Origin of the sequence: Nocardia sp. NPDC057455, from assembly GCF_042802775.1 — a bacterium.
Taxonomy (GTDB): Bacteria; Actinomycetota; Actinomycetes; order Mycobacteriales; family Mycobacteriaceae; genus Nocardia.
The window spans coordinates 80,380-101,416 of the sequence record NZ_JBHVDM010000018.1 but is presented as its reverse complement, the minus strand read 5'-3'; the positions used below and the strand labels follow the sequence as shown (position 1 = coordinate 101,416).

Sequence of the window (21,037 nt, the reverse complement as noted above, 5' to 3'; positions counted from 1 at the left end):
CTCACGAGGGCCCGGTCCGGACCGGGCCCTCGTCGTCTTCGGGGCGAGTCGAGCGCTCGACTCCGGCCGCTGTCACGTAGACAATAAATACGGTCGACCGTATAGTGTTTGCATGGACAGTGGCTGGATGATGGACCTGGCGACGGAGCTCGCGGTGATGAAGAGCAGGCAGGACGTGTCGGCGGCGTTGCGGCTCATGCACGGCGGGATGGTCTTGGAAGCGCCGGCGTTCGGGACGGTGGCGCGGGGGTTGGAGGCGAACGAGTTCGCGCTGCGGGCTTTCTTCGCGTCTTTTCCGGACTATGACGTCGAGCTGGACGGGCACGCCGCCGAGGGGGAGACGCTGGTCTGCTGGGGAACGGCGCGAATGACCCTGACCGGTAACCGATTCGGCGCGGAGCCGAACGGCCGACGGGCCGAGCTGCCGGTGTTCCTCCGCTTCGCGTTCACGGACGGGCTGATCGCGGGGGAGTACTTCCACTTCGATCTATCGGAGCTGTGCGCCCAATCGGGCGTATCCACCGACGCGGTACGACAGAAGTTGTTCGGAGGGAGATGATCATGGACGCACGGGTCGAGGATGTCGCCGGGATCGAGACCAGGCAGCTGTTCGACGTTGTGGTGGATCTGGCGCCGCCGCTGCACATCGGGAACGGCCGGGTGCTGTTCGGTGCCACCGGTGGGTCGTTCGAAGGGCCGAAGCTGCGCGGCGTGGTGGTGCCGGGAGGCGGCGACTGGGCGGTGTTCCGGCAGGACGGGAGCATGATGCTCGATGTCCGGCTCACCTTGCGGACCGACGACGACGCCCTGGTGCAGATGACCTACGGCGGCCGGTGGACCATACCGGAGCAGGTGCGCGACCGGATCGGGGATCCGGCCACGCGCCATCTCGTCGATCCGGGGCGCTACTACTTCCGTACGACACCGGTGTTCGAAACCGGCGCGCGCGATTATCTGTGGCTAAACGACATCGTCTGCGTCGGGTCGGGGTATCCGGTCGAGGGCGGCATCGCCTACCGAGTATTCGAGGTCGTCTGACGTCGAAGCCCGCGGTCTACTTCAACCCCGAGCGCACGAACGCGTTGACGATGTGACGTTGCAGCAGCAGGTACATCAGCAGCACCGGGAGGCAGGCGAGGCTGGCCACCGCCATCATCGGGCCCCACTGGTCGCCCTCGGTGCCCATGAAACTGCGCAGGCCCAGTTGCAGCACGCTATTCGACCGGCGCAGCACCACCGCCGGCCAGAAGTATTCGTTCCACGCGTTGATGAACAGCAGAATTCCCAACGCCGCTAGCGCGGGGCGCAGATTCGGCACGACCACGGTCCACAGGATGGACCAGGAGGACCGGCCGTCGATTTTCGCCGCCGCCACCAGTTCCTTCGGGAAGCTCGCCATGTGCTGGCGCAGCAGCAGCACCGCCAGCGCCGAGCACAGCGTCGGCAGCACGACGCCGATCAGGGAATTGATCAGCCCGAGCTTGGTCAGCAGGACGTAGTTGGGCAGCATCGTCACCTGGAACGGCACCAGCCAGGTGCCGACGAACGCCAGGTACAGCAGCTTCTGAAACGCGAAGGTGTACATCGCGAACGCGTACGAGGCCAGCAGCGCGATCAGCAACTGACCGGCCGCCGAGAGCGCGGCGACGAAAAAGGTGTTGCCGATCAGGCCCACCACGTCGACCTTGTCGGCCGCGTCGGCGTAGTTGGCGAACGAGATCGGCCACGGAATCGGCGACAGCGAGGTGACGTCCTCGGGCCGCCGCAGCGACGTGGCGAACAGCCAGTAGATCGGGAACGCGCACAGCACGGCGGTCACGACCAGCAGCAGATGGCTGCCCACGCCGCGCAATCGGTCAATCATCATGGATAGCAACCTTTTCCGAGATCCACACCAGAATGCCGGCGATCACCCCGAACCCGGCGAACAGCAGCACCCCGGCGGCCGCGCTGAGCCCGGCGTCGAAGCTGTGGAACGCGTAGTCCCAGAGCAGGTAGTAGATGTTGGTGGTCGCCTGCGCCGGACCGCCCTGCGTCATCGAGTCGATGAGCGGGAAAGTCAGGGTAGGGCTGAGCAACACCGTGGTCAGCACCAGGAACAGCAGCGTCGGTGAGAGCAGCGGCAGGGTGATCCACCGGCGGATCTGCCGGGCGCTCGCGCCGTCCACCCGGGCCGCCTCGTCGTAGTCACCGCTGATGCCCGCCAGCCCGGCCCAGATCACCAGTACGGCGAAACCGAGCAACTGCCATCCGGTGATCATGATGATCACCCCGTGCGCGGTGTCCACGTCGTAGACCCAGTTGCGGTCCGAGCCGAGGACCTGATCGACGAAGCCGCTACCCGGGTGCAGCAGCCAGCGCCACACCGCCGCCGCCGCGACGGGCGCGACGAGGAAAGGCACGAAGACGAACGCGTGGTAGACGGTTCGCGCCCGGCCGTGCACCCGTCGGCTGGCCAGCGCGATGAGCAGCGGAAGCACCACGGTGAACGGCAGCATGCCCGCGATCAACACCCCGGTGCGGCCCACCGAGTTCCAGAACGCCGGGAGATCGAGCAGCCGTTCGTAATTGCCGGTGTCCACCGGCTTCATCGGAGAGGTCGGCAGTAGATTCCACGAATACGTGGACAGCTCGATCGCCTGGACCAGCGGCCGGTAGATCCACACGACGAGCAGCACCAGGGCGGGCGCCAGATACAAGTACGGCACGGCGAACCGCCCCGCCCGGCGGAACCGGGCGGGGCGATGCGTCGAGGTGACCGGTTCGGTCTGTTCCGCGGTCGCGAGCGGGGGTTCGACGACGAACATCGAGTTACCCGGCCTCCGCGGCCAGCGCGGCGAGTTGATCGAGCACGTCCTGCTCGGGCCGGTCGTAGAGGGTCTCGGCGGGCGTCGCCTCGATGGCGGTGGCGACCATCGTCGTGCCGAGCAGATCGATGCGGCTGTAGCCGAATCCGATCAGCCCCCGATGACGTCCGGCCGGTGCGATCGTGTCGATCCGGTAGGCCAGCGCCGGGCCGATCCAGACCGGGATGCCGGCCAGCGCCGCCGCGCCGGTGAGATGGTTGTGCCCGCAGATGATCAGCCGCACATCCGAATCGGCCAGCACCTCGGCCAGCAGCTCGGGCCGTTCCAGCCGCAGGTACTCGGTGGCCGCGACCGGCGAGGGGATCGGTGGGTGGTGCAGCACCAGTAGCGTGCCGCGCGGCGCGGGTTCGCGCAGTTGCTCGGCCAGCCAGTCCAGTTGCGGCTGCTCGAGCCGTCCGTCGTGCCGTCGCGGCGTGGTGCTGTCCAGCGCGATCACTCGCAGACCCGCCACGTCGACCACTTGGTCGTGCGTGGTGTCGCCATCGGCCGCGGCGGGATCGATTCCGAGCAGTTCGGTGGCGAAAGCGTTGCGCTCGTCGTGATTGCCCATCACGTACACCGTCTTCGCACCGAGTTCTTCGGCTACCGGTTCGACCGCGCCGCGCAGCCGCTGGTATGCCTCCGGCGACCCGGTGTCGGTCAGATCGCCCGAGAGCACCAGCGCGTCGATGCGCTGCCGCGAAGCGCGCAGTTGCTGCAGCGCGTAGGTGAGGTTGGCGTAGGTGTCCACCATGCCGTGCACCCATTCCCCGGCGGGCCGGATGTGGGTATCGGTGAGCTGGACGATCGTCACCTCGCTCATGACGCGGGCAGGAGTTCGGCGCCCTGGTCGCGGGCGGTGGTGAGGGTGGACCGCGGATCCTTGCCCTGGAAAACGATCGCCTCGACCGCGTCCATCATGCCGTCGCGGATCTGCAGATAGTTCGTGCCGGGCATGGAGATCCAGGGTTCCATGTTCGCCAGCTGCGCGACGTTCGGCGCCAGCAGCGGATTTTGCTTCGACCAGGCCTGCAAGCCGTCCGGGTCGTCCATCAGCCCGGTGCGCAGCGGCAGGTAGCCGATGCCCTGCGAGATCTTGGTGTAGGCCGATTCGCTGGTGAGGAACTTGATCAGCTCCCACGCGGCGCGCTGCTTGGCCGGATCGCCGGACAGGATGTGCAGCGAGGCGCCGGAATTCGTCGGCACGGTCGGCTTGCCCGCGAAGCTCGGCATCGGCGCCGAGCGCAGATCCCACTTGTCCTTGGCGCCGGTGACGAAGGTGCCCTGAATCGCGCTGGTCTCCAAGATCATGCCGATCTCACCGCGGGCGAAGGCCTCGTAGCCCTGCTTCTGGTTGAGCTTCGGCATGCCGCCGGAGTTGACCAATTGCTGGCTCATCGCCGCGACCTCGACCGCGGGAGCGTCGGCGAAGGTGAGCTCGGTACGGTCCTCGGAGATCACCCGGCCGCCGTTGGAGCGCACCATCGACTGGAAGCACCAGTCCTTGGCGGTCTTGGTCAGGCAGTCGATGTACACCCCGCCCTTGCCGGTCTTCCCGGCGATCGCCGTCGCGGTCTCGGCGACCTGCTGCCAGGTGGCCGGCGGGTGCGCGGGATCCAGACCCGCCTCGGCGAACAGCGAGGCGTTGTAATACAGCACCGGCGTGGAGAACACGAACGGCACCCCGTAGGTGTGGCCGTCCCAGTCGGTCAGCGTGCGGGCCTTCGGCGCGAAGGGATGCTTCGCCCCGTCGAAGTTGCGCTGCACGTCCTGTTTGCCGACCAAGATGTCCAGCGGCTTGGCGCCGAGTTGGTGAATGGTGAAATCCAGGTCGCTGAAGCCGAGCTGGGCGACGTCCGGCGGCGAGCCGGCGACCATCTGATTCTGGATGCTGGAGATGGTGTCGGTGGCCGGGTTCGGGCTGTTGCCTTGCGGCTTCTGCGCGGTCACCGTGATGTTCGGGAACTTCGTGCGGAAGTCGGCGATCAAGGAGTTGAAGGTGTCGGTCCAGGCGCCGGCGAGTCCGTAGTTGTAGGACTCGAACACGATGGAAACCTGCTGGTCCGGCTGAAGCGCCGGGATCTGCGCACTGTCGGCGTTCGAGTCGGTGGTGGTGCTCCCGAGTCCGCCGCAAGCGCTGAGCGCGACGGTGGTTGCGAACACCAGGCCCAGAATGGGCGCGGTGCGTTTCACGGTGTTCTCCTCATCGAGTAGGGGTGTTCGGGTTCAGGCGACGGCGACGGGTTCGCCCGCGCTGTCGATGCGGGCGTCCTGTGGCGTCTCCTGCCAGGTCAGGCGCAACCCGGAGGTGGCATGGAAGAGATGGATGTGCGCCGGGTCGACCCGCAGCGCGATGCTGTCGTCGACCGCGACGCCCGCCGGCCGCGGTGCTCGGGCGCACAGGGTGCGATCGCCGGTGCTGAAGTGGATCAGTTCCTCGCTGCCGAGGTTCTCCACCATCGTGACCCGGCCGCGAATGTCGGCGCCGGTCGGATCCAGGCGCAGCTGTTCCGGGCGGATGCCCGCGACCACCTCGAGGTCCTCATCGAAATCCGTGACGTCGATGGCCAATTCGGTATCGATGCCAGCGGCCACCACGCGCAGTGAACCCTCCCGATCGGTGACGACGGCGGGGAACAGGTTCATCGGCGGTGCGCCGAGGAATCCGGCGACGAAAGTCGACCGGGGATGGTCGTAGAGCTCGGTCGGCGTGCCCACCTGCTCCACCCGGCCCTCATTGAGCAGCGCGATCCGGTCGGCCATGGTCATCGCCTCGACCTGGTCGTGGGTCACATACAGGAACGTCGCGCCCAGCCGCTGATGCAGCCCGATCAGTTCGGCCCGCGTCGCGCTGCGCAGCTTCGCGTCCAGGTTCGACAGCGGTTCGTCCATCAGGAACGCGCCGGGGTCGCGCACCATGGCGCGCGCCAAGGCGACGCGCTGCCGCTGTCCGCCCGACAGCGCGGACGGCTTGCGGCGCAGCAGCGCGCTCAGGCCGAGTACCCCGGCGACTTCCGATACCCGCTCGGCGATCTCCGCCCGTGGGGTGCGCCGGGCGCGCAGCGGGAACCCGATGTTCTTCGCGACGGTCAGGTGCGGGTAGAGCGCATAGCTCTGGAAGACCATGGCCAAGTCGCGCTGCTGCGGCGCGTCGTGCGTGATGTCGTTGTCGTCCAGCATGATTCGTCCGTCGGAAGGATCTTCCAGGCCGGCGATCATGCGCAGGAGCGTGGATTTGCCGCAGCCGCTGGGGCCGAGCAGCACCATGAATTCGCCGTCGGCGATGTCGAGGCTCACCTCGCGCACCGCGTGGGCGGCGCCGAATCGCTTCGACACCGCTTCGATTCGCAGTCGTGCCATCGCTGCCCCTCAGCCCGGCAACTCGCCGGCGACGATCCAGGTCGCCACCCTGGCCGCGATCGCGGGTGAGTCCTTCAGCCACAGGAAATGGTCGCGATGCCGCACCGGCGAGTCCGCATCGATGTGCCAGTGGGTCACCCGGGCGTTCGGCATCCTGGAGACCAGGAAGTCGACGTTGGACTTCGGGCCGAGCACGTCGTCGGACAACGAGATCGCCAGCACCGGCGCGGTCAGATCCCGCAGCAGGGTGTTGTACCGGCGCTTGCTGCCCTTGGGGCGGTAATAGCTGGTCAGCGAGTGCAGCGACCAGTCACGCATAACACCGCCGGGCATCGGGGCGGGGATGAGCACACCGCCGGGCCAGTAACCCTTCCACCGGGCGACCAGCCCGATCCACTGGATCTGGCTCAGCGCTTCCCACCAGCGTCGGACGCCGAAGGCCCACCAGAAGACGGTGCCGGTGCCGATGACGGTGACGCCCGCGATCCGCTCCGGTTCGGCCGCGGTGAACAGCAGTGCCAGCTGCCCGCCCAGGCTGTGCCCGAACAGATGGATCGGCGCCTCGGGAAAACGCTCGCGCACCGCCGTGACAAGTGCGGGCAGGTCCGTCTCGATCATCTCGCGGTAGCCGAAGTCACGGTGCAGCCCCAGCGCGGGTTCGGCCTCACCGTGTGCCCGCAGGTCGGATGTCGCCACCGAAAGACCCTGCGCATGCAGTTCTTTCGCGAGCGCCAGATAATTCTTCGCCTTCATCGCCATGGCGGGCAGGATGAGAACGACGGGTGCGCCCGGCTTCTTCGACGCCAGGAAGCGGACGGTGAAGGTCACACCGTCGGCGGTCTGCACCGTGGTCGATTCCAGGGTGGTGAACGCGGAACGGTTCTGCGGTGCCGCGGTGGTCATCGGTCGCCCTCCGCGAGGGTGATGTCGCAGACGTAGTCGAAGGTGAACTTCGCGACGACGACATCGGCGTCGTCGAGCAAGGTGGCCTTGCCGGACAGCTCGAAGCGCTGGGAGGCCGTCGCGGCGAGCACCTCGGCGAGCTCGCGCTGGTCGACGGTCGCGACGGCGCGGATCCGGCCGACGGCGGGTTTGCGGTAGGAAGCGCTGCCGCCGCGCAACACCAGTCGCTCGACGGTGCGCAGGCGGGTGGCCGCGGCACCGACGAACGCGGCGGCTCCGCCGATGTCGGCGGCGGTGAACAGCGCGCCCGCGTGCACCGTGCCCATGTGATTGCCGACCATGCCGACGGCGGGGATCTCGACGACGGCGCGTTGCGGCCCGATCTCGGTGATCAGTGTGCCGACATGGCGGCCGAACGGAACCATCTCCTGCGATACGGCCCGCAGGTACTCGTAATCGACGGCGTCGCAGTCGAGTTCGGGGTAGGCGGCCGCGAAGCCGGCGATCTCACGCGTGGTCATGACGTCTCCTTCAGCGTTTCGTGCGCAGAGCGCGGCGGGCGATGGACCAGCGCAGGACTTCCGAGGGGCCCTCGTAGATCCGAAAAGCTCTGGCTTCGACCAGGAATCGAGCCACCAGGTGGTCCTCGCAGACACCGAGCCCGCCGTGCAACTGGACCGCGCGGTCGAGCACCCGCCAGACCGCCTCGGACACGAAGGTCTTGGCGATCGATGCTTCGTGCCGCGCCTGCGAGGAGGTCGGGCCCTGCGCGTCGATGGTCTCCGCGGCGGTGCGGATCACACCGCGCGCGGCGGCGATGTCGATCTCGTTGTCGGCGACGTGCCCCTGGGCCATGCCGTGCTCGGCGATGGGGACGCCGAACGACGTGCGCGTGCCGATGTGCTCGATGGTCAGCTGGTGCGCCCGCACCGCCAGCCCGAGCCAGTTCATGCAGAACACCAGCCGCGAAGGCGCCAGCCGCACCTGCGCGAGCGCCAGACCCTGGCCGACCTGGCCCAGCACGGCGGACTCGGGCACCTCGCAGTCGTCGAAAGTCACCTCGCAGTGGCCGCCGGGCGCGCTGGTGTGGTCGAGCGTCGGCATACGGCGGCCCACCCGCATGCCGGGATTGTCCTGGTCGACCAAGAACATCGTGGGGCCGTCACCGGTGCGCGCCACGCAGATGGTGAACGCCGCGCCCTGCGCGCCCGTGGTGAAATGCTTGGCGCCGTTGATGACCCAGCCGGAATCGGTTTCCTCGGCCACGGTCCGCAGCATCGCGGGGTCGGATCCGGCGCCGGGGGCCGGTTCGGTCATCGCGATCGCGGAACGAATGTCGCCCGCGGCCAGTGGCGCGAGGTAGCGCTGCTTTTGCTCCTCGTTCGCGACGTGCGCGAGCAGGTGGATGTTGCCGTCGTCCGGCGCCCACGCGTTCACCGCGATCGGGCCGAGCAGACTGGCGCCCGCGGCTTCGAGCACCTGCGCCTGGGCGCGGGTGTCCAGGCCGAGGCCGCCGTATCGCGGATCCGACAGCGGGCCGAAGACGCCGGCCTCCTTGGCCTTCTTCTGCAGCTCGAGCCGCAGCGCGTCGTCCATCACCCGCCCGTCCACGACGACCTCGCGTTCCACCGGAACGACCTGGTCTCGAATGAACTGGGTGGTCTTGTCCACCAATTGCCCCACAGTGGTCATGGCGTCAGTCTCGGGGCGGCGTGCCTTCGGGGGAGGGGGCGATAGTCAACGTCGATTGTGCGAATCGACTGCCCATTCGTTCGCTGCGGGGGCGGCGTATCTCGGCGACGGTGATCGCGGAGACGTTGCCGGGCTAGGGGACGGATATGACTGACAGAGCGGTACGAGTCTGGCGCCGCCGCGACGAGGCCGCGGGCGTGTTCTCGCTGGAGCTGGTCCCGGTCGACGGCGGCGAACTGCCGTCGTGGACACCGGGAGCCCACATCGATGTCGCGGTAGGCGCGGCCGGCGTGCGGCAGTACTCGTTGTGCGGCGACCCGGCCGACCGGGGTCGCTGGCGCATCGCGGTGCTGCACGAACCGGACGGGCGCGGTGGTTCGGCCTATCTGCACCGTGCCGCGCAACCCGGATCGGTGCTGCGAGTGTCCATGCCGCGCAACAACTTCGAACTGATCGGCAGGAACAGATATGTCTTCCTGGCCGGAGGGATCGGGATCACGCCCATCCTGCCCATGGTGGCCGCCGCGGACGCCGCGGGTGCACGCTGGTCGCTGTATTACGGCGGTCGAACCAGAGGGCACATGGCGTTCGCCGGAGTCATCGCCGAGCGTTACCCCCGGGCGAATCTGCTTCCGCAGGACGAGCACGGGTTGCTGCCGCTGCGCGAGATCTTCACCGACCTCGGCGACACCCCCGTGTACTGCTGCGGACCGGAGCCGCTGCTGGCCGCCGCGGAGGACGAAGGCGCACGAAGCGGAGTGCCGGTGCACGTGGAGCGTTTCGTGCCGCGGCAGCTGCGGTTCGCCCCGAACGAGCCGTTCGAGGTGCGCTTGGCGGTAAGCGGCAAAACCTTCCGGATCGGGGCGAACCAATCCATCGCCGACGTCCTGGAAGCCGCCGGAATCGGCATCGTCACCTCGTGCCGCGAAGGCACCTGCGGCAGCTGCGAAACCACGGTGCTGTCCGGCGACGTCGAGCACCGGGACGAACTGCTCACCGACGAGGAGCGGGCGCGGGGCGACACGATGATGCTGTGCGTCTCGCGGGCCAGGTCCGGCCCGCTCGTCCTCGACCTCTGACCTGCCCGCCGCGCTCGCGGCAGGCGCGCGGCGCGCTCGGCGCGGCCGCTTCCCCGAGAAAACCGAGAGGAAAGAACCAAGGATGAGGAAAATCGTTGCGGTGGCCGCGGGGCTGGTCGCCGCAGTCGGGATCGTTTCCGGTTCCGCCGGTGCGCAGCCCGGCAGCGACGACGCTGTCGACTTCACCGCCTACGCCACCGACACCCAGTCCATCGTCACGACCGATGCCGGCTCGATGGTCGTCGAGGGCGATGTCTTCAAGGTCAAGGCCGCCAACGGCACCGTGCTCACCGGCATGCCGCTGCGGTTCCGGGTCGACGACTTCGAGTTCCCGATCGTGGCCGACATCGCCGGTCGCACCGCGACGCTGACCCCGCAGTTCGACCTGGCGCACGCGGCCTACAAGCCGGTCGCCCTGCCGTTCGAGGACAAGGCGCCGTGGAAGACCGAATACGACCGTGAGCAGGCCGCTTGGTCCCGCATGACCAGCACCATCACCATGGGCGCCACCATCGGCACCCTGGTCGGCGGCATCGGCGGCGGCGCCGTCGGTTGCGTGCTCGGCGGCATCGCGGGCGCCACCGTCGCCTCGGCCGCGATCGTCGGCCTGTTCGGCGCGTTCATCCCGGCGGCGGCCATCGGCTGCCTGGGCGGCATCATCGCGATCGGCGCCCTCGGCACCATCGCAGGCCAGATCCTGGTCACCGCCCCGGTCGCCATCGGCGCCGCCATCCAGTACTTCACCACTATCAACCAGCCTCCTGTCCAGGCGAAGTAGATAGCGGCGAAGAACCCGACGTCTCGTTCGTTGGGGGACACCCGACCCCGTCCGGCCACACGCCGGGCGGGGTCTTCTCCGTTCGAGGACGGACGGTCAGCGGTTGTAAATCCGATGTCGGTCACAGTAGTAGATCGGCCAGGCGGCGGCTTCGGTCAACGGGGTGCACACCCCCTTCAGCCGCCGCCAGTGGCCCAACCCTGCGATGTGATCGGGGGCGCGGTACTCAGCGGCATTGCTTCCTGATCACGCGGGCGCGTCTTCGGCTTCGGGACGCGCCCTGGGATCGTATCTATCTCCTGATGACTCGGGCTATTCAAGCGCGAAGGGGCGAATCTCGTTCCCTTACAGAGGATCAGCGGACATACGGCTCTGTCGCGTGCGGCTCAGAACCGCAGTTCCCGGACGGTATCGAGGTCGATGCCGTGCCGAGCGTAGATCTTGATCGTGTTCTCACCGGTGAGGTCGGCTTCGGCATAGCCGAGTAGCTCGGCGATCCGGATCACTTCATCTTTGTTCGCGGCTTCGATCTCCAGGTACGGAGGAATCCGCGGCCAGGTGTCGATCTCGAGCTGTGCGCCGTCGAGTACGAAACTGATCCGCTTCGTTTCCTGGTAGGACTTCGCGGTAAAGCCCAACAGCTCGAGCAGGGCGTTGGCGCCGCTGAAGTCGTCGACACCCACCTCGACTTCGTCGGTACCGTCGATGGCGTCGCTGGTGATCTGCTTGACGGCTAGAGTGGTCCCATTCCCGTTGTCACGCAGCCTGATCCACTTCGATCGATCGCCCGGCGCGATGTCGTAGACGTAGCGGCGCATGAATCGCTCGCCGAGCTTCCGGCCACCCTTGTCCACGATGAGTCGTTCGACAGTACCGGGGTCGATGTCGAGGATCTTGGCTTCGTGCTCGATAGGCACTGCTGGCTCCTGTTCGGGTTCGGACGGGCTTGTCCGGCACGCCGGCCGGCGAGCCGCTGGTACTTCCCGTCGAGCAAAGTACTCTCGGTCAGCCCCACCACTTCCCAGGCGCCCGGCTCGCGGCGGACCACGAATTTCGGGCATGTCGGGCACTGTGACGTTCAGGAAGTAGTCGATACGCTCTGCCATCTGCCCAACCATTCCCGCCACTTCGGATCTCGCTGATCTGCCGTGGTCCGGCCGAATTCGGCTTCGATGTGGGGCCGGTCCGCGCCCATGGTGGCTGTCCTCTCGTCGGCGCCGGGATCTGGTGAGCGTGTCAGGTCAGGGTCGCAGGAAGAGTCGTTCGTTCGGTAGGCGCGGGTATCGGCGGGTGTCGTGCAGGTCGACGGTCACATCGTCGGCGTAGTGGTGGGTCTGCTGCTCGTGTACGAACTCCAGGGCGGCGCTCAGACACGCGGTGAAGTCGAATCGCATTTGCTGCAAGAAGATGGTCAGGTGCACGTCCGGCTCCTGTGGGCGCGGCGATTGGTGCGCGGGCGCGGTCGTTCCTGCTGGATCGTCGGCGCGGAAGGGAAGTGCTGGTTGGTTGTCGCTGACATGAACGCCGGTCATCGGGGATTGTTCCGGTGGGTGGAGGTGGAAGCCGATCACCCCACCGGCTGTTGGGGCGCCGGCACGGCAGTGGGTTTCGCGGCATGTGACCGGCATGTTGGTGAGAATGCCGTCGCGGAGTACCGCGACGGCGCATTTCGGCAGCAACACCGTGTGTGCTGCTGATACGTGCTGTTGCCGAGCCGTGTCAGGCTGCAATGTGGTGCCTCTCGGAATGAGTGTATGGAATGAATGTGCGTGTGGCGCAACGTATTGTGCGCTTCGCGCTTCTAGTCGCAGCGCGGTGGCAGGAACGCGACGTGCAGGGCCGTCGCGGTGGTCTAGGCACCGCCGATGTGCTGGCCGATGATCGCGGGTATCAGCAGGTCGAGGAGGGTGATCTCGTCGGCGGTGGCGATGTTCTCGATGATCGGATCGAGTACCGCGGCTGCGTACAGTCGCCCAGTGTGGGGTGCGGCGGCGGTGCGGGCGCTGGTGATCAGAACATAGATCACCTTCGCCATCACATGTGCGCGGGCCGCCTCGGGCATCCCGTCGGGTATGGCCTCGGCAGTGGTGGTCACCAGTATGTCGATCACCTCGGTGAGAACGTCGAGTTCGGCGGCCGCGCGCTCGGCGTCCTGGTCACCGGTCATCGGAAGGCCTGCGGTGGTCGAACCGGTGTGGGGACAACGCGCGGGATGACGGCGGGGAACCGGTGTCCTCGCACCCGAGCGGGAGAGCACAGGCTGTGCTGAATTCAGGCATATGCCATCACCCGCCGACGCTGCCGCATGTGCTGAGCGGCGCAATCCCGTATCGCTTGGATGACGATTCGCCCCGGTGGGCGGTAGGCGTCATGGGGTGGTTGCACCCAGGCCCGGAACAAGCCGGGGCGCTGACCCGGACCAGGCAAGGCGATGACGCCGGCGCGCAGGATGGACACGTTCAACCGCGACATCTCCGCGAACAACCGGATGTCCTCGGGCAGATCGGGTCCGGTCAGGAACGTCCAGCGCTGCGACCGAGGATGCGTCATTACCGGCCCGGCCGGGTGGCCCGCACGTCGCATCGATGCTTTGACTTCCGAACCGATGAATGCGGGCATCATCAACCCGCATACCCGGCCTGCTCGCAGCGTGATGCGCCCCAGGTGTGGGGGGTCTACTTCGGCGGGCAAATCACACACCTGGCGGTAGAAGTGGCACACCGCCAAAGGGGTGTCTCCGAACTGTTTCGGTGAATCCACAAGCGTCTCCCCTCGCTCGACTATGGGCGTTTGGTTCCATGCCTGGCTGGTTGGTGCACCCGGAACCGGGGCGGGACGTTCGCCACCCGAGACGACACCCCGTGGCCGCATCAGGTGCCCTCTCACACATGCCGTTTGGTGTTGCGCGAGAGGCTTTCCCGGTTCCGGATACCTATCAAAGGTTGCCGGGGCAAGATTCGGGGTGGAAGGTAAGAGATGCGCAGGTTTTACCAATCGATACGAACACAATCGACAGGGGGCATGGTGACCGGCGTGACCGTGTGGACTGGCGCGGATGTGAAGGTGCTCCGGACTGCTTGCAGACTCACTCAGAATGAACTCGCTGAGGCGCTGCGGTGCAGTCAGCGAACTGTCAGTTTCTGGGAGGGGCGTCCGTCGGCGCAAGTGGGTATCGCCCACCAGGCAGGTCTGGACAGACTACTGGCCGACGCGGACCATGGGGCACAAGATCGGTTCCGGAAGTTGATGGGAGACGACGTGAATCGGCGAGAATTTTTTGCCGCAACAGGCGTGGTGGTAGGTGCGTCTGCGCTGCGCGGCGATGACGTACCGATAGTCACCCCGGATGCGATCGGGCATCTGCGAACAACGATCCACTCGGCGATGCTGTTGGATGATCAGTTGGGCTCGAACGCGGCGCAGCCCATCATTCAGGCCCAAGCGCGCGCCTGTACGGCGCTGCTGCGGGACTGCCCGTCGAGACTTCGTCCGGAGCTTCAATCTCTCACCAGCGAAGCGACCGCAAGCAACGCCTGGGCAGCATGGGACCAGGGTCGATACGAGAGATCTGATCGACTTTTCGTTGCTGCGTACGACCATGCAACGGACGCGGGCGATGACGATGTAGCGGTTGGGATGCTCTGCCATCGAACTCAGCTTGCGATCTGGACCCATCGCTACCAGGTGGCGGCAGACTTGGCAGATGCGTCGATGAGACTACCGGTCACCGATCCGAGGATGGCCGATTACGTTCTGCTGCAATCGGCACAGGCGTATGCGTACGCGGGGCGGTCACGTGAAGCGTGGCCGCTTCTGAATCGAATCTCAGGTAAGCACGCCAATCCGACAACCCCTGACATCTCGTATGCCTACTACATGAGCGACTGGCTCACCGGGCTACTGACGAGCAAGAGCCTGGAAATGGCGGGGGAGACGCGCGCAGCGGTGGACACAATCGAAGCATCGATAGATCGCATTCCGCAGACCGACGTGCGAGACCGCGCGCTTGCACTGCTTCACCTGGCAAAACTGACCGTCCGCGAGGACCTCGATCGGGCATGCCGGGCAGCCGAACGTGCTATCGAGCTGTCGAAGATCAACACGTCCCCACGCCTGCGGGAGGTCTACATCAACACGCGTGCTGCGCTCGCCCCGTGGGCACGATCGAGTGCGGTTCGGAGGCTGGACTCGATAGCTGTTGATGTGCTGTAGCGGTGACGCCGTACCTCGTGGGCGAGTTGATTTGTGCGCTCAGAAAAGCGCGCGGATGGTCGCAGGGGCGGCTGGCGGACGAGCTGGCGGCTCATTCGGGGGCGAGTATCTCTCGGGAGTACATCTCGAGGCGTTGGGAGAACGGGGACACGGTGCCCAGCCGGTTCTGGCTACGCCATCTATCGGCGGTACTGGACGTGCCTCTGGCTGTTTTCGAGGACGATGGCATGCACAGACGACAGTTTCTGGCCCAGGTGGCCGCGACCAGTATCGCGCCGGTAGTGGCATCCGATCTGCTGGCGGCGGGGTTCTCGGCGCGGCTGGATCGTGCCGGGCCGAGCGTCGAGGCGTGGCAGGCGAAGCTCAGTGCGTATGGCACCGATTACATGTCACTGGGTGCGGCGGATATCCAGCGGCGCCTGGCTGTCGACTTGGCGATTCTGCAACAACAGCTGGACAGTCCGCGGATGTGGGCAGCGGCGGCTCGGCTGATGACGCTGTATGCGAAGACATTTCCCGGCTCCGACGGCACCAAGGCGGTCAACTGGTACCGCATGGCGGCCGAGGCCGCGGATCGTTCCGAGGATGAACAGACTCGAGTCTGGGTGCGGGGAAGGGCGGCCATCGCTCTGGGCTACGAAGGTGCGGCGCTGCGAGTCGCGGACCTCTTCGCCGACCAGGCATTGGCGCTGTCGGACAAACCGAGCTTGGGGCGTCTCAACGCGATCATGGGCAAGGCCCACGCGGCGGTGCTGCGCGGCGATCACGAGACGGGCCGCGCACTCGTGGAAGAGGGCCGCAGAGTGTTCGACAAAGTCGGCTCCTACGAGCAGACCTCCGACTACGCGGTCCCATGGTGGCGCATGAACGTCTTCCTCTCCCTACTGGCGGCACGTCTCGGAGAAGAGAAGTCGGCGGTCGCCTCGCAAGAGCAGGCGCGAAGGGAACTTCCGGCCGAGTTGCCGCGCTTCGCAACGCATCTGGAGATGCATCGCGGCCTGATGCTGGTCCGAGCGGGCGATCGAGCCGAAGGGATCCGGACGGCGCGGGGTGCGATGGATGCGCTGCCACCGGAGAAGCACTCGCTGACGCTGCGGATGCTGATGGACGAGATCGCCGAATCCAGCGCTGACGCCGGGGGTGTGATCCCAGTCGACTCGAGCCGTTCGTGAGCAGGTTCCTGGCGCGGTCGGCGCACGGCTTCGGGGTCAGCGGGGTTCGGCGACGTCGAGCAGTATCCGCAGCAGGTCTTCCGGAGCGTCTCGCATCAGGTTGTGCCCGCCGTCGACCGCGTGGGTCGTCCACTCTGCGTCGTCCCGCAATCGCTGGTAGATATCGGTGAACGGCGAGGGGGTTTCCCATCCGGCGGCGTAGATGTAGTCCTTGCGCTGGATGTGGGTGAGATCTCCGGTGAGCGTGAGTGGTTGGAGGACCGACGCGAGTGGGTGCGGTGTGGCTCGTGGATCGAAGAAGGGCAGCGGGCGTACGGCGTCACCGGTGTCGACCACGTCCAGGTACCACCGTCGCTCTTCGTCCGAAACAAGCGCGTAGCAGGAATCACCTGGGCCGGGCACCACGGCATCGAGGTACACCAATGCGCCGACCCGGGCCGCCGCGCGGTCGGCGGCGCCGGTGATCACCATGCCGCCGTAACTGTGGCCGACCAGGACCGCGTCGGTGATGTTCTCGGCCGACAGCATCGCGGTGACGTCTTGGATGTGGGTATCCAGATTCACTCCGTGGCGCAGATGGACGCGCTCACCGACTCCGCTCAGCGTCAGCGGGAACACGCGATGACCGTGGGCTCGCAGCTGCTCGGTGAGCTGCTCGAAGCACCAGCCGCCGTGGCACATGCCGGGAATCAGGACGAAAGTCGTCATCGTCGTTCTCCGTCTCGTTCAGGTCGCGAGTGAACCGGGTGGCAGCGATCGCGGCCCGCGGCTTGCTATGCCCACTTCATGGACGCGATTTGGATCGAACCGATCAGTACGACCTAAGATGCTAGCAGTAGATCGAACCGTTCGTTACCATCTAGGTATGCCCGTGGCCAAAGGCTCGACGATCGACCCGGCGCGCACCCGTGCCGCCATCCTCGAAGCGGCGCAACCGCTGCTGTACGAGCGTGGGCTCGACGGGGTCGGTGTGGCCGAACTGTGCACACGGTTCGGGGTGTCCAAGGAGACCCTGTACCGGCACTTCGGTACCAAGGAGGGGCTCGTGCGAGCGATGCTCGAAGCGCGCAGTGAAAAGGTGGGTGCGTGGCTGGCGAGCGCGGTCGAGTCGGCCGGTGACGATCCCGCCGCACAGCTGGCCGCGGTTTTCGACGCGCTGGGGGAGTGGTACGCGCAACCGGCCTTTCGCGGTTGCGCGATGGTGAACGCGGCGGCCCAGCACTACGACGAGCAGGTGCGGGCCATCACCGCGCGGCACCTGCATCGCTATCTCGACCTCTTCACCGGCATCGCCGCCCGCGGTGGGGCAGAGGATCCGGCCGTCCTGGGCCGGCAATTGCTCATGCTGGTGGAGGGGGCGACCGTCGTCGCGACGATGCACGGCGCGGCGGGTGTCGGTGGGCAGGCTCGCGCCGCCGCCGCGGCTCTGCTCGCCGCGGCCACCTGAACGGCCTTGGTCCCCCCGTTCCAGCGCGACGCTCCCGCGACCTGGCCAGGGCCTATCGGCCAGGGTGCTGTCGTCCGGTGCCGATCCGTGCTATCGAGGACGAATGACGCCGAGGCGCTCCTCCTACGATGTCGTGATCGTCGGCGGCGGTCACAACGGTTTGGTGGCCGCCGCGTATCTGGCGCGGGCCGGGCGATCGGTGCTGGTGCTGGAGCGGCAGCCGCACACCGGCGGCGCGGCGGTGTCCGCGAGGGTCTTCGCGGGGGTCGATGCGCGGCTTTCGCGGTACTCGTATCTGGTGAGCCTGCTGCCACGATCGATCGTCCAAGACCTGGGCCTGCGGTTCGAGACGCGGCGGCGGGTGGTCTCGTCCTACACGCCGGTCGGCGACGGGGGTCTGCTCGTCTCGTCCCAGCAGGCGCGCACGGCGGCGAGTTTCGCACGGCTGACCGGGTCTGACCGGGAGTTCGGCGCGTGGCAGCGGTTCTACGCGTCCACGAACCAGCTGGCCCGGCGGGTTTTCCCGACGCTGACCCGGCCGCTTCCGTCGAAGGAGGCGCTGCGGCACATCGTCGACGACGCGTCCATCTGGGAGTCGCTGTTCGAGCGGCCGCTCGGCGAGACGATCGAGTCCACCTTCGACGATGACACGGTGCGCGGCGTGGTGCTCACCGACGCACTGATCGGCACCTTCACCCAGGCGCACGATCCGTCGCTGCGGCAGAATCGCTGCTTCCTCTATCACGTGATCGGCGGGGGTACCGGCGACTGGGACGTGCCGATCGGCGGCATGGGCGCGCTCACCGACGCACTGGCCGAGGCCGCCCGATCGGCCGGAGCGGAAATCGTCACCGGCTGTGCGGTGACGGGCATCGAAACCGACGGCAGCGCAGCGGAAGTCGTGCACGCGGAGGGCAGAACCGGAGCGCGCCACGTCCTGGCGAACGTCGCACCGTATACGCTCGCGGCGTTGCTCGGCGAGCCCTTGCCGCCGAAACCCGAAGGCGCGCAGCTGAAGATGAACATGTTGCTGCGGCGTCTGCCACGCTTGCGTGACGCCGAAGCCGATCCATGGGAGGCCTTCGCGGGAACTCTCCACATCGGGGAGTCGTACGCCCAGCTCGACCGAGCCTACGGCGAGGCCGCGATCGGCCGTATCCCGTCCGCGCCACCCGCCGAGATCTATTGCCACACACTGACCGATCCGACGATCCTGGCACCGGAACTGGCCGCGCAGGGGGCGCACACTCTGACGCTGTTCGGTCTGCATGCTCGCGGAAAGCTCTTCACCACAGACCATGCGGCGGCGAAAGACGAGGTGGTGCAAGCTACTCTCGCGCAACTGGATTCAGTACTCGCCGAGCCGATCGCGGACTGCTTGGCGACGGACGAGAACGGCGCGCCCTGCCTCGAGGCGAAGACCCCGATCGAACTGGAGCGCGAGGTCGGCCTGCCCGGTGGACACATCTTCCACCGGGATCTGGCCTTCCCATACCTCCCGGAGGACGCCGATCCCGCCGATCCCGCCGCCCGGTGGGGCGTGGCGACCGGCCACCGCAACGTGTTCCTGTGCGGTGCGGGCGCCATCCGGGGCGGCGGGGTCAGCGGCATCCCCGGGCACAACGCCGCGATGGCCGTGCTCGACGCCGATCAGGCCGGCTGACCCCGCAGCGCGACCTTGGCGGCGCGGCCCGGTGTCTCGGTGGCGACCGCGGCGTCGGCCGCCGCCTCCAGCGGATAGGCGGCTTCGATGTCCAGCCGCAGAGTGCCGCCGGCCGCGTGGCCGATCAGCTCGCGGATGAGCCGCCCGCGATGCTCCGCGCCGATTTCCTCGATCCGCTTGGCGCCCCAGAAGCCCTTGATCACCACCTGTTTGAAGATCAGCGCGCCCGGGTCGAGCGACAGCGGCTGCCCCGAGAGCGCACCGAAGGAGATCAGCTGCCCGCCCGGCGCGAGCAATGCCAGCTCGGCGGCCGCGGCCCGGCCGCCCACCTGATCGACGGCCCGGCGGATCGGCGCACCCGAGGTGGCCGCTTCCACCTGGTCGCGCCAGCCCTCGCTCTCGGTGTCGAGCACCGGCTCGTAGCCGAGTTCGCGCAGCGCCGCGACCGAGGCGGGACCGCGCACGAGATTCAGCACGTTCAGACCACGCTGCCGGGCGAAGACGTTCACGAGCCTGCCGACCGCGCCGTTGGCGGCATTGATCGCCAGCCAGTCGCCGGAGGACAGTTCGAGGTCCTCGATCAGCATCAGCGCGCTCAACGGCATGGCCAGCAGTTGGGCGGCGGTCTCGTCGGAGACCGCGTCGGGCAGCGGAATCACCTGCCCGGCCGGGACGACGAAATACTCGGCCCACACGTTCTGCGCGCCGGACACCGTCACCCGCTGCCCGACCAACAGGTCGCCGACCTCGGGACCCACCGCGTCGACCCGTGCGACCGCCTCGCTGCCGGGAATCGCAGGCAACTCCGGACGGTAGCCGTACACGCCGCGCACGATGGCCAGATCGTGGTTGTGGATCGGCGACAAGATCAGCGCGAGCCGCACTTCGCCCGGCCCTGGCTCGGGCACCGGGCGTTCGGCGGTGGTCAGCACGTCCTTCGGTTCGCCGAATCGTTCGATGACTACGGCACGCATAACCGCTCCTTCTCGATCAGTCGTCGGCAACGAGGACCTGGACGTCGATATTGCCGCGGGTCGCGTTGGAATACGGGCACACCTGATGGGCTTTGTCGGCGAGCGCCTGCGCGTCCGCGCGGGACAGGTGGGGAAGCGAGACCTCCAGCGTAACGGCCAGGCCGAAGCCGCCGGCGTCGTTCGGGCCGATACCGACCTTCGCGCCGACGGCGGAGTCGTCGACATTCGACGAGGTCTGCTTGCCGACCAGGCGCAGGGCCGAATGGAAGCACGCCGCGTAGCCCGCCGCGAACAGCTGTTCGGGGTTCGTGCCCTCGCCGTTGCCGCCCATTTCCTTAGGAATCGACAGGTTCACGTCGATCTTGCCGTCGGTGGTGCGCGCGTGGCCGTCACGACCGTCGCCGCTGGCCAGGGCCTCGGCGGTGTAGAGGATTCGCATGTCTACTCTCCTTCGTCCAGTTGAGACTTCAGCGCCTCGGTAAGTCGGTGCAGGATCCCGCGCAACGCCACGACGTCATCCATGGACAGGCCACTGGCCTCGGCCATCTGGGCCGGGATGTCGCCCGCCTCGGCGCGCAGAGCCCGCCCGCGTTCGGTGAGCCGGATATCGACGCGGCGTTCGTCGGCGGCCGACCGCCGCCGCTCGACCAGGCCCGCCGTCTCCAGCCGCTTGAGCAGCGGGGAAAGCGTGCCGGAATCCAGGTCGAGCGCATGGCAGACATCGCCGACACTGCGTTCGTCGCGTTCCCACAGCGCCAGCATCACCAGGTACTGCGGGTAGGTGAGCCCGAGCCGTTCCAGCTTCGGGCGGTAGACCGCCGTCATCGCCCGAGACGCCGCGTACAGCGGGAAGCAGAGCTGCTCGTCGAGGGTGAGGTGATCGGTCATGAGCAATAATGTAGTGAGCAATT

The 21,037-nt window shown here is 67.3% G+C and carries 24 protein-coding genes and 1 pseudogene; 9 read left to right on the top strand and 16 right to left on the bottom strand.

Features of this window, described 5'->3' with window-relative positions:
- Window positions 1-112 precede the first annotated feature (112 nt).
- Together ACFU5M_RS10590 and ACFU5M_RS10585 are read left to right on the top strand one after the other, a co-directional pair.
- Window positions 113-559: an ester cyclase gene (locus ACFU5M_RS10590; protein ID WP_379047097.1), complete on the top strand. Its 447-nt coding sequence runs from the start codon at window positions 113-115 to the stop codon at window positions 557-559.
- Between the two features lie 2 nt (window positions 560-561).
- Window positions 562-1,038 carry a DUF3237 domain-containing protein gene (locus ACFU5M_RS10585; protein ID WP_379047094.1) on the top strand — a complete coding sequence of 159 codons (477 nt, stop codon included), beginning with the start codon at window positions 562-564 and terminating at the stop codon, window positions 1,036-1,038.
- Window positions 1,039-1,054: 16 nt separating this feature from the next.
- Here ACFU5M_RS10585 and ACFU5M_RS10580 read toward each other — a convergent pair whose 3' ends face one another.
- From ACFU5M_RS10580 to ACFU5M_RS10545, 8 genes are read right to left on the bottom strand one after another with little or no spacing between them, the layout of a single operon-like run.
- Window positions 1,055-1,867 (bottom strand): carbohydrate ABC transporter permease, encoded by an 813-nt coding sequence (locus ACFU5M_RS10580; protein ID WP_379047091.1) that lies wholly within the window; start codon window positions 1,865-1,867, stop codon window positions 1,055-1,057.
- Window positions 1,857-2,807, bottom strand: coding sequence for a carbohydrate ABC transporter permease (locus ACFU5M_RS10575; protein ID WP_379047088.1), 951 nt, complete (start codon window positions 2,805-2,807; stop codon window positions 1,857-1,859). The genes ACFU5M_RS10580 and ACFU5M_RS10575 overlap by 11 nt, the downstream gene beginning before the upstream one ends.
- A gap of 4 nt (window positions 2,808-2,811) precedes the next feature.
- Window positions 2,812-3,669: a metallophosphoesterase gene (locus ACFU5M_RS10570; protein ID WP_379047085.1), complete on the bottom strand. Its 858-nt coding sequence runs from the start codon at window positions 3,667-3,669 to the stop codon at window positions 2,812-2,814.
- Window positions 3,666-5,039, bottom strand: a complete 1,374-nt coding sequence (locus ACFU5M_RS10565) for an ABC transporter substrate-binding protein (protein ID WP_379047082.1) — start codon at window positions 5,037-5,039, stop codon at window positions 3,666-3,668. The genes ACFU5M_RS10570 and ACFU5M_RS10565 overlap by 4 nt, the downstream gene beginning before the upstream one ends.
- Before the next feature lie 33 nt (window positions 5,040-5,072).
- Window positions 5,073-6,206: an ABC transporter ATP-binding protein gene (locus ACFU5M_RS10560; RefSeq protein ID WP_379047079.1), complete on the bottom strand. Its 1,134-nt coding sequence runs from the start codon at window positions 6,204-6,206 to the stop codon at window positions 5,073-5,075.
- 9 nt (window positions 6,207-6,215) lie between these two features.
- Complete coding sequence (locus tag ACFU5M_RS10555; protein WP_379047076.1) at window positions 6,216-7,109, bottom strand: alpha/beta fold hydrolase; 894 nt, start codon at window positions 7,107-7,109, stop codon at window positions 6,216-6,218.
- Entirely contained in the window at window positions 7,106-7,630 is a 525-nt protein-coding gene (locus ACFU5M_RS10550) for a YiiD C-terminal domain-containing protein (protein ID WP_379047073.1), read from the bottom strand. The genes ACFU5M_RS10555 and ACFU5M_RS10550 overlap by 4 nt, the downstream gene beginning before the upstream one ends.
- A gap of 10 nt (window positions 7,631-7,640) precedes the next feature.
- On the bottom strand, window positions 7,641-8,801 hold the full coding sequence (locus ACFU5M_RS10545; protein WP_379047070.1) for an acyl-CoA dehydrogenase family protein: 1,161 nt from the start codon (window positions 8,799-8,801) through the stop codon (window positions 7,641-7,643).
- Between the two features lie 146 nt (window positions 8,802-8,947).
- Between ACFU5M_RS10545 and ACFU5M_RS10540 the strand changes: the two genes are divergently transcribed.
- Both ACFU5M_RS10540 and ACFU5M_RS10535 read left to right on the top strand, forming a co-directional pair.
- Window positions 8,948-9,880: a PDR/VanB family oxidoreductase gene (locus ACFU5M_RS10540; RefSeq protein WP_379047067.1), complete on the top strand. Its 933-nt coding sequence runs from the start codon at window positions 8,948-8,950 to the stop codon at window positions 9,878-9,880.
- Between the two features lie 82 nt (window positions 9,881-9,962).
- Complete coding sequence (locus tag ACFU5M_RS10535) at window positions 9,963-10,658, top strand: hypothetical protein (RefSeq protein ID WP_379047064.1); 696 nt, start codon at window positions 9,963-9,965, stop codon at window positions 10,656-10,658.
- Window positions 10,659-11,044: 386 nt separating this feature from the next.
- Here the strand turns inward: ACFU5M_RS10535 and ACFU5M_RS10530 are convergent, their stop codons facing one another.
- The 4 genes from ACFU5M_RS10530 to ACFU5M_RS10515 all read right to left on the bottom strand — a co-directional run bounded on the left by ACFU5M_RS10530 (window position 11,045) and on the right by ACFU5M_RS10515 (window position 13,418).
- Entirely contained in the window at window positions 11,045-11,575 is a 531-nt protein-coding gene (locus ACFU5M_RS10530; RefSeq protein WP_379047061.1) for a class IV adenylate cyclase, read from the bottom strand.
- A gap of 324 nt (window positions 11,576-11,899) precedes the next feature.
- On the bottom strand, window positions 11,900-12,190 hold the full coding sequence (locus ACFU5M_RS10525) for a hypothetical protein (protein ID WP_379047058.1): 291 nt from the start codon (window positions 12,188-12,190) through the stop codon (window positions 11,900-11,902).
- A 320-nt stretch (window positions 12,191-12,510) separates the two neighbouring features.
- The gene (locus ACFU5M_RS10520; RefSeq protein ID WP_379047055.1) at window positions 12,511-12,825 is read right to left on the bottom strand and encodes a hypothetical protein; all 315 of its coding nucleotides are present in this window, start codon (window positions 12,823-12,825) and stop codon (window positions 12,511-12,513) included.
- A gap of 104 nt (window positions 12,826-12,929) precedes the next feature.
- Window positions 12,930-13,418: a DNA-directed RNA polymerase subunit beta gene (locus tag ACFU5M_RS10515; RefSeq protein WP_379047052.1), complete on the bottom strand. Its 489-nt coding sequence runs from the start codon at window positions 13,416-13,418 to the stop codon at window positions 12,930-12,932.
- 486 nt (window positions 13,419-13,904) lie between these two features.
- Between ACFU5M_RS10515 and ACFU5M_RS10510 the strand changes: the two genes are divergently transcribed.
- The 3 genes and pseudogenes from ACFU5M_RS10510 to ACFU5M_RS10500 all read left to right on the top strand — a co-directional run bounded on the left by ACFU5M_RS10510 (window position 13,905) and on the right by ACFU5M_RS10500 (window position 16,042).
- Window positions 13,905-14,870, top strand: a complete 966-nt coding sequence (locus tag ACFU5M_RS10510) for a hypothetical protein (protein WP_379047049.1) — start codon at window positions 13,905-13,907, stop codon at window positions 14,868-14,870.
- Between the two features lie 2 nt (window positions 14,871-14,872).
- Window positions 14,873-15,070: pseudogene (locus ACFU5M_RS10505) on the top strand (helix-turn-helix domain-containing protein); the annotation flags it as partial.
- Window positions 15,071-15,097: 27 nt separating this feature from the next.
- On the top strand, window positions 15,098-16,042 hold the full coding sequence (locus ACFU5M_RS10500; protein WP_379047111.1) for a transcriptional regulator: 945 nt from the start codon (window positions 15,098-15,100) through the stop codon (window positions 16,040-16,042).
- A gap of 36 nt (window positions 16,043-16,078) precedes the next feature.
- On the opposite strand, the gene ACFU5M_RS10495 is transcribed toward ACFU5M_RS10500, so the two are convergent.
- Window positions 16,079-16,750 (bottom strand): alpha/beta fold hydrolase, encoded by a 672-nt coding sequence (locus ACFU5M_RS10495; protein WP_379047046.1) that lies wholly within the window; start codon window positions 16,748-16,750, stop codon window positions 16,079-16,081.
- Between the two features lie 157 nt (window positions 16,751-16,907).
- Between ACFU5M_RS10495 and ACFU5M_RS10490 the strand changes: the two genes are divergently transcribed.
- Complete coding sequence (locus ACFU5M_RS10490; protein WP_379047042.1) at window positions 16,908-17,489, top strand: TetR/AcrR family transcriptional regulator; 582 nt, start codon at window positions 16,908-16,910, stop codon at window positions 17,487-17,489.
- A gap of 103 nt (window positions 17,490-17,592) precedes the next feature.
- Window positions 17,593-19,152: a phytoene desaturase family protein gene (locus tag ACFU5M_RS10485; protein ID WP_379047039.1), complete on the top strand. Its 1,560-nt coding sequence runs from the start codon at window positions 17,593-17,595 to the stop codon at window positions 19,150-19,152.
- Here ACFU5M_RS10485 and ACFU5M_RS10480 read toward each other — a convergent pair.
- Genes ACFU5M_RS10480 through ACFU5M_RS10470 form a run of 3 tightly spaced genes read right to left on the bottom strand, consistent with a single transcriptional unit; the run spans window position 19,140 to window position 21,014 of the window.
- On the bottom strand, window positions 19,140-20,126 hold the full coding sequence (locus ACFU5M_RS10480) for a zinc-binding dehydrogenase (RefSeq protein ID WP_379047036.1): 987 nt from the start codon (window positions 20,124-20,126) through the stop codon (window positions 19,140-19,142). The two genes, ACFU5M_RS10485 and ACFU5M_RS10480, sit on opposite strands and share 13 nt — an antisense overlap.
- A gap of 16 nt (window positions 20,127-20,142) precedes the next feature.
- On the bottom strand, window positions 20,143-20,565 hold the full coding sequence (locus ACFU5M_RS10475) for an organic hydroperoxide resistance protein (protein WP_379047033.1): 423 nt from the start codon (window positions 20,563-20,565) through the stop codon (window positions 20,143-20,145).
- Between the two features lie 2 nt (window positions 20,566-20,567).
- A complete protein-coding gene (locus ACFU5M_RS10470; protein ID WP_379047030.1) occupies window positions 20,568-21,014 on the bottom strand; it encodes a MarR family winged helix-turn-helix transcriptional regulator in 447 nt (148 codons plus the stop codon).
- Between the last annotated feature and the right edge of the window lie 23 nt (window positions 21,015-21,037).